The organism is Streptomyces sp. NPDC059456, assembly GCF_042750055.1.
In the GTDB taxonomy this organism is placed as follows: Bacteria; Actinomycetota; Actinomycetes; order Streptomycetales; family Streptomycetaceae; genus Streptomyces.
In genome coordinates this window covers 1-7,626 of sequence record NZ_JBHYVA010000409.1, presented here as the reverse complement: position 1 = coordinate 7,626, position 7,626 = coordinate 1, and the positions used below count along the sequence as shown (strand labels likewise).

The following is a 7,626-nucleotide window of genomic DNA, read 5'->3' as shown; positions in this document are numbered from 1 at the left end:
CGAGCCCCGACCTCCCCGGCTCAGCACCCCGCCGGCCGCGTCCCGGCAACCCGCAGCCGGATCCGAACTCCGCGGGCCCCGCCCCGGCCGGCGCACCCACCCCCGGGCGCGGCACGGCCCCGACCGGCCTCGGCGACGCCACACCGCAGCCGGAATCGGCGAGCCCCGGCCCGGCCGGCCCCTGGCTGCCGCCCTCCGGTCCCGGCAGCGCCACGATCCCCGCCGCCCCGGAGCCGGTGAGTCCCGGACTGTCCGGCTCGGCGACACCGCGACCGCGCGCCGGGACCCGGCAGGCGGACACCGCCGGAGGAGGCCTGTCCGGCTCGGCCGTCGCGCGGGCAGGCTTCGGCGCCGCGGGTGGCGACGGCCGCGGCGGGACCACGCCGGACCCGCAGCCGCAGCCCCCGCGTCCCGGCCCGGCCGAACCCGCCTCCGGTGCCCCCGGCGAGATCACCCCGCAGCCGGAGACGGCCGCCTCCGACCCCCGGACGGCTCCCTGGACCACAGGCGGTGCCGTCGCCCAGCCGGGGGCGGGCGGTTCCGCGCAGGCACCGCCGCCCCCGGCGGCCTCCGGCTTGGCCGGCCACGGACCCGGATGGACCGGGCCCGAGCCTGAGCTCCCGCCCGGTGCAGGGGGGCTCCCCGCGACGGAAGCGGGATCCGTCCCGGGCCCTCAGGCAACGCCACGGCAAGCCCTCGACCGGGACGAGGCAGATGGGGCGGATGGGGCGGACGCGACCGGGACTGCCTATGTCCCGCAGCCCGTTCCCGGTCCCGGTGCGGCAGCGGCGTCGGCAGCGGGTCCGGCAGCAGGCGGGGCCACCGTCCCGCGGCAGAAGGACGGCACGCTCCGGTCCCGGGCCGGCTCAGCCGGTCCGGCCGGACCCGAACCCGCGCTGCTGCCCGACCTGTTGGACCATCCCGACCCGGCCGTCGCCGCCGAGGCCACGACGGTGGAGAACCTGCTGCGCTGCTGGGTACGCGAAAGCGCCATCGGCCGGCCCGCCGGGCCCGTCGGAACCCTCCTGCGCATCCCCCTCCCCGCATCCGGCACCGCACTGCTCGTCGCCGTCCGCCACTGGTCTCCCGCCGGCTGGCACCGCTTCGCCCCCGCCCGGCTCGAAGGCGCGCCCACCCACGCCCCCGCCCTGGACGCCGTCACCCTCGCCTCGCTCCTCGCCCGCGAGGGCGACAACTCCGGCCGCGGCGGAGCCGATCTCGTCGGCCGGGTCGCCGACTCCGTACGCCGCACCGCCGAGTTCATCGCCGACCGGCGCGAACGGCCGACCCCGCCCGAACCCGTCGCCGGTGACCTCTTCCTCACCGCCGAACAGTCCCTCCTCCTCGGTCACCCCCTCCAACCGGACCCGAAGAGCCGCGAAGGACTCTCCGAGACCGAGGTACGCCGCTACTCACCCGAACTCCACGGCTCCTTCCCCCTGCACTGGTTCGCCATCACCCCCTCCGCCCTCGCCACCGACTCCGCCTGGACCGAACGGGGCCGCCCCGTCTCCGCCGCCCGGCTCCTCGGCCGGCTCGTCCCCGGCCTGCCGCTACCCGAAGGCTCCACCCCCCTTCCCCTGCACCCGTGGCAGGCACGCGACCTGCTCCAACGCCCCGACGTCGCCAGCCTCCGCGACGCCGGACTCCTGCACGACCTGGGCCCGTACGGCGAACCCTGGTACCCCACCTCCTCCGTCCGCACCGTCCACCGCCCCGGCGCACCCGCGATGCTCAAGCTCTCCCTGGGCGTGCGCATCACCAACTCCCGCCGCGAGAACCTCCGCAAGGAACTCCACCGCGGCGTCGAGGTGCACCGACTACTGCGCACCGGCCTCGCGGAACAGTGGCAGGCGGCCCACCCCGGCTTCGACATCGTGCGCGACCCCGCCTGGATCGCCGTCGACGCCCCGGACGGAACTCCCGTCCCCGGCCTCGACACCGTCCTGCGACACAACCCCTTCCGTTCCCACGACGACGCGGTCTGCATCGCCGCACTGACCTCGCCCCGCCCGTGGCCGGGCCGGGCCGGCATGCGCTCCCGGCTCGCCGAGACCGTCTCCCGGCTCGCCGCCACCACCGGGCGCCCGACATCCGCCGTCGCAGCCGAGTGGTTCCTGCGCTACCTCGAACACGTCGTCCTGCCGGTCCTCGCCTTCGACGCGCTGGCAGGCATCGCCCTCGAAGCGCACCAGCAGAACACGCTGGTCCTCCTCGACCCGGCCGGCTGGCCGGTCGGCGGCCGCTACCGCGACAACCAGGGCTACTACTTCCGCGCCTCCCGCCGCGCGGAACTGGAGCGCCGGCTCCCCGGCATCGGCAGTGCCAGCGACACCTTCGTCTCCGACGCCGTCACCGACGAACGCTTCGCCTACTACCTCGGCATCAACAACGTGCTCGGCCTCATCGGCGCCTTCGGATCCCAACGGCTCGCCGACGAACGCGTCCTGCTCGCCGCCTTCCGCAGGTTCCTCGGCAAGGCCTCCGGACTCGGACCGCTCCCCGCACGGCTGCTCGACTCACCCACCCTGCGCTGCAAGGCGAACCTGCTCACCCGCCTGGGCGGCCTCGACGAGCTCGTCGGCCCCGTGGACTCCCAGTCGATCTACGTCACCCTCACCAACCCCCTCCACGATTGAGCGCCGATGCCCTCCACCGACACCTCCACCGCCCCGGTCGACTTCGTGGCCGCCGCCCCCCTGGCCATGGCCACCGCGACCGTTACAGCCACAGCCACAGCCACTGCCACAGCCACCGCGACCCTCGGCGCCCGCATCCCCGGACGACGGCTCACCGCACGGCTGTTGCCCCTGCTCGCCGAGGCCGAACTGCTCGACTCCCCGGCCGCATGGGGTCCCGCCGCCACCGCGGCGGGCGCCTTCCGCCTCGAACCCGTACGGCTCGGCCGCCACCTGGAGCTGCTGACCGGCTGGATGAACGACCCCGAGGTGGATGCCTACTGGGAGCTCGCCGGCCCCGCCGCCGTCACCGCCGCCCACGTACGGTCCCAACTCGACGGAGTCGGCCACAGCATCCCCTGCCTCGGCCTCCTCGACGGCACGCCGATGAGCTACTGGGAGATCTACCGGGCCGACCTCGACCCGCTCTCCCGCCACTACGCGGCGCGCCCCCACGACACCGGTATCCACCTGCTCATCGGAGACGGCACGAACCGCGGCCGCGGTCTGGGCACCGTCCTGCTGCGCGCCGTCGCCGACCTGGTGTTCGACAACCGCCCCCGCTGCACGCGCGTCATCGCCGAACCGGACATCCGCAACACCCCCTCCGTCTCGGCCTTCCTCAACTCCGGATTCCGCTGCTCCGCCGAGATCGACCTTCCCGGGAAGCGCGCCGCCCTGATGATCCGGGAGAGGGCGCTGCGCAATCTCCTCTGAATCGCCGCCCCACATCCCCGGAACCCGCCGCCGCACCTTCCCGCGTCCAGCCCGTCCCGGCTCCAAACCCCCGTGTCCACTCGCCTTCCACCCCTCCCCGCTCAGGCCTCCCGTTCACGCCTCACCCTTCGAAAACTCTGCGTCGCGCAGCAAAGTTCCCGATCCCCGAGGAGGCCCGTGCCGAATTTCCCCGCCACCCCCGACTCCACCGGCACCCCCTACTCGGACGCTGCCGTTCCGCCGTCCCCGCAACACCCCTGCACCCCGCCCGAAATCAACACCGCCACCTGGGAAGCGGCCGCCCGCCGCCTGCTCGCCAAGATGCTCGGCGAGTTCGCCTACGAGGAGATCCTCAGCCCCGCCCCGGCCGGCAGCGCCACCACAGCCTCCCCCGGCAGCCCCTCCACCAGCAGCGCCACCACCGCCGGAGACTCCACCACCGGAGACTCCACCGGCGACGCCTGGCAGCTGACCCTCGACGACGGCAGCAGCCTCGGCTTCCGGGCCCGCCGCCGTGCCTACGGGAGCTGGCACGTCGCCCCCGACACGATCACGCTCACCCCGCCGCCCCCGTCGACGGAGCCGCCGACCGCGTTCTCGGACCCGTACGCCTTCCTTCTCCGCACCCGCACCCTCCTCGGCCTCGACGGTGCCACCCTCGGCCACCTGGTCCGCGAGCTCAGCGCCACGCTCGCCGCAGACGCCCGCATCGACCACACCGCGCTCACCGCCGACGTCCTCGCCGACCTCGACCACGCCGAGCTCGAAGGCCACCAGACCGGCCACCCCTGGCTCGTCCTCAACAAGGGCCGCCTGGGACTGTCCGCCGCCGACACCGCCGCCTGGGCCCCCGAAGCCCGCACCCGCCAGCGGCTGCCGTGGCTCGCCGCCCATGCCTCCCTCGCGGCCTACCGCGGCACGGCCGGCCTGGAGGACCCGGCCCGGCTTTACGCCCAGGAGCTCGACCCCGTCACCCGGGACGTGTTCGACCGGATCCTGCGCGCCCGCGGCCTCGACCCGCTCGGCTACCTCTACCTCCCGGTCCACCCCTGGCAGTGGGACGAGATCGTGCTTCCGTTGTTCGCACCCGCCCTGGCCTCCGGCGCCCTGGTCCCGCTCCCCGCCGACCCCGACATACGCATCCCGCAGCAGTCCGTCCGCACCTTCCTCAACCTCACCCGCCCCGACCGGCACAGCGTCAAACTGCCGCTCTCCGTCTTCAACACCCTGGTCTGGCGCGGCCTGCCCTCCGACCAGTCCGCGGCCGCGCCCGCAGTCACCTCCTGGATCCGGTCCCTGTACGACGCCGACCCCTTCCTCCGCGACGAATGCGCGGTCATCCTCCTCGGCGAGGTCGCCTCGGTCACCGTCCGCCACCCCGTCTACGACCAGCTCCCCGAGGCCCCGTACCAGTACAAGGAGCTGCTGGGGGCGATCTGGCGCGAACCCCTGACCGGCCGGCTCGCCCCCGGGGAGCGGGCCCGCACCCTCGCCTCCCTCCTCCACGTCGACCCGCGCGGCCGGTCCTTCACGGCCGAGCTCGTCGCCCGGTCCGGGCTGGCGCCGGCCCGCTGGCTGCAGCGGCTCTTCGCCGCCCTGCTGCCCCCGCTGCTCCACTTCCTCTACCGCTACGGCACCGTCTTCTCCCCGCACGGCGAGAACACCACCGTGATCTTCGACGAGCAGGACGTCCCGGTCCGGCTCGCCCTCAAGGACTTCGTGGGCGAGGTCAACATCTGCCGCGAGCCGCTGCCGGAGCTCGCCTCCGTGCCCGCCGAGGTGCGCGCCGCGCTGCGCGACAAGCCGGCGGACTTCCTGCCCCAGTACATCCACTCCGGTCTCTTCGTCGGGGTCTTCCGCTACCTGTCCGCCCTGTGCGAGGACCGCCTCGGCGTCCCGGAGGACGATTTCTGGTCGCTCGTACGGGCGGAAATCCTGCGCCACCAGGCCCGCTTTCCCGAGCTCAAGGAGCGCTACGAGCTCTTCGACCTGCTCGGCGAGCACATCGGGAGGCTCTGCCTGAACCGGAACCGGCTGTACGAGGACGGCTACCGCGACCGCTCCGACCGCCCGCACGCAGTGGAGTACGGCACCGTGCCCAACCCCTTGTACCGGCCGTGAACCGTCGTCGTGGCGATCGCTGTCGGTGGCGACCCGTAGGGTTGGGAGTGCTATGACGAAGCCCTCCCTCACCGACCTGCTGCATGCCGCCGTCTCCGCCGTCGGCGGCACGGAGCGGCCCGGCCAGGTGTCCATGGCCGAAGCCGTCGCGGAAGCGATCGACGACAACACGCACCGGCTGATCCAGGCAGGCACCGGTACCGGCAAGTCCCTCGGCTACCTGGTGCCGGCCCTGGCGCACGGCGAGCGCGTGGTCGTGGCCACCGCCACCCTGGCCCTCCAGCGGCAGCTCGTCGAGCGCGACCTGCCCCGGACGGTGGACGCGCTGCATCCGCAGCTCCGCCGCCGCCCGCAGTTCGCCATGCTCAAGGGCCGGTCCAACTACCTGTGCCTGCACCGGCTGCACGAGGGAGCCCCGCAGGACGAGGAGGAGGGCCTCTTCGACCAGTTCGAGGCGGCCGCCCCCACCAGCAAGCTCGGCCAGGACCTGCTGCGCCTGCGCGACTGGGCCGACGAGACCGAGACCGGCGACCGGGACGACCTGACGCCCGGCGTCTCGGACAAGGCATGGTCACAGATCTCCGTCTCCTCCCGGGAGTGCCTGGGCGCGACGAAGTGCGCGTACGGCGCCGAGTGCTTCGCCGAGGCCGCCCGCGAGCGGGCCAAGCTCGCCGACGTGGTCGTCACCAACCACGCGCTGCTGGCCATCGACGCCATCGAGGGCGCCCCGGTGCTGCCGCAGCACGAGGTGCTGATCGTGGACGAGGCGCACGAGCTGGTTTCCCGGGTGACCGGCGTCGCCACCGGCGAGCTCACGCCGGGCCAGGTCAACCGCGCCGTGAAGCGGGCGGCCAAGCTGGTCGACGAGAAGACCGCGGACTCGCTCCAGACCGCGTCCGAGTCGTTCGAGCGGGTCATGGAGCTGGCCCTCCCGGGCCGGCTGGAGGAGGTTCCCGAAGACCTCGGGTACGCGCTGGCGGCCCTGCGGGATGCCGCGCGCAACGTCATCTCCGCGATCGGCGCGACCCGCGACAAGTCCGTCCAGGACGAGGACGCCGTGCGCAAGCAGGCCCTCGCCGCGGTCGAGAGCGTCCACGGCGTGGCCGAGCGGATCCTGCTCGGCTCCGAGTACGACGTCGTCTGGTACGAGCGGCACGACCGCTTCGGGGCCACGCTCCGGGTCGCCCCGCTGTCGGTGTCCGGGCTGCTGCGCGAGAAGCTGTTCGAAGACCGCTCGGTGGTCCTCACCTCGGCGACGCTCAAGCTGGGCGGCGACTTCAACGGAGTGGCGGCCTCGCTCGGCCTGTCCCCCGAGGGAGTCGCGGGGGACGACGTGCCGGTCTGGAAGGGCTTGGACGTCGGCTCGCCCTTCGACTACCCCAAGCAGGGCATCCTCTACGTCGCGAAGCACCTGGCCACGCCCGGCCGCGAGGGCACCCGCGGCGACATGATGGACGAGCTCGCCGAGCTGATCGAGGCGGCCGGCGGCCGCACCCTGGGCCTGTTCTCCTCCATGCGGGGTGCCAAGGCGGCCGCCGAGGAACTGCGCGGCCGGCTCGACAACCCGATCCTGCTCCAGGGCGAGGAGACGCTGGGCGAGCTGATCAAGGCGTTCGCGGCGGACCCGAAGACCTGCCTGTTCGGAACGCTGTCGCTCTGGCAGGGCGTGGACGTGCCCGGTCCCAGCTGCCAGCTGGTGGTCATGGACAGGATCCCGTTCCCGCGCCCCGACGACCCGCTGATGAGCGCCCGGCAGAAGTCGGTCGAGGAGCACGGCGGCAACGGGTTCATGGCCGTGGCGGCCACGCATGCCGCGCTGCTGATGGCCCAGGGAGCGGGCCGGCTCGTCCGGGCCGGCGGTGACCGGGGTGTCGTCGCAGTGCTGGACCCCCGGCTGGCCACGGCCCGGTACGGGAGCTTCCTGCGGGCCACGCTGCCGGACTTCTGGTACACCACGGACCGCAACCAGGCGCGGCGCTCGCTGGCGGCGATCGACGCGGCCGCACAGGCGGACGGCAAGTAGTCACCGGAGGCAGCCCTCGTTAGAGGTCAGGCCCAGGAGTGCCCCCCCCAGGGGTGATCGAGGGGTAATCCAAAAGAGCCCCTGCCG

The 7,626-nt window shown here is 73.8% G+C and carries 4 protein-coding genes; all 4 read left to right on the top strand.

Features of this window, described 5'->3' with window-relative positions:
* Positions 1-575 precede the first annotated feature (575 nt).
* The 4 genes from ACFXA3_RS28500 (at position 576) to ACFXA3_RS28485 (ending at position 7,539) form a co-directional block, all read left to right on the top strand.
* Entirely contained in the window at positions 576-2,639 is a 2,064-nt protein-coding gene (locus ACFXA3_RS28500; RefSeq protein ID WP_385191349.1) for an IucA/IucC family protein, read from the top strand.
* A 6-nt stretch (positions 2,640-2,645) separates the two neighbouring features.
* Complete coding sequence (locus ACFXA3_RS28495; RefSeq protein ID WP_385191348.1) at positions 2,646-3,395, top strand: GNAT family N-acetyltransferase; 750 nt, start codon at positions 2,646-2,648, stop codon at positions 3,393-3,395.
* A gap of 177 nt (positions 3,396-3,572) precedes the next feature.
* Positions 3,573-5,516 (top strand): IucA/IucC family protein, encoded by a 1,944-nt coding sequence (locus tag ACFXA3_RS28490; protein ID WP_385191346.1) that lies wholly within the window; start codon positions 3,573-3,575, stop codon positions 5,514-5,516.
* A gap of 52 nt (positions 5,517-5,568) precedes the next feature.
* A complete protein-coding gene (locus ACFXA3_RS28485) occupies positions 5,569-7,539 on the top strand; it encodes an ATP-dependent DNA helicase (RefSeq protein ID WP_385191345.1) in 1,971 nt (656 codons plus the stop codon).
* The last annotated feature ends 87 nt before the right edge of the window (positions 7,540-7,626 follow it).

Bases quoted from the DNA above. Each gene is read 5' to 3' on its own strand.
- ACFXA3_RS28485 (WP_385191345.1), top strand. From the start codon at position 5,569: ATGACGAAGCCCTCCCTCACCGACCTGCTGCATGCCGCCGTCTCCGCC.
- ACFXA3_RS28495 (WP_385191348.1), top strand. From the start codon at position 2,646: ATGCCCTCCACCGACACCTCCACCGCCCCGGTCGACTTCGTGGCCGCC.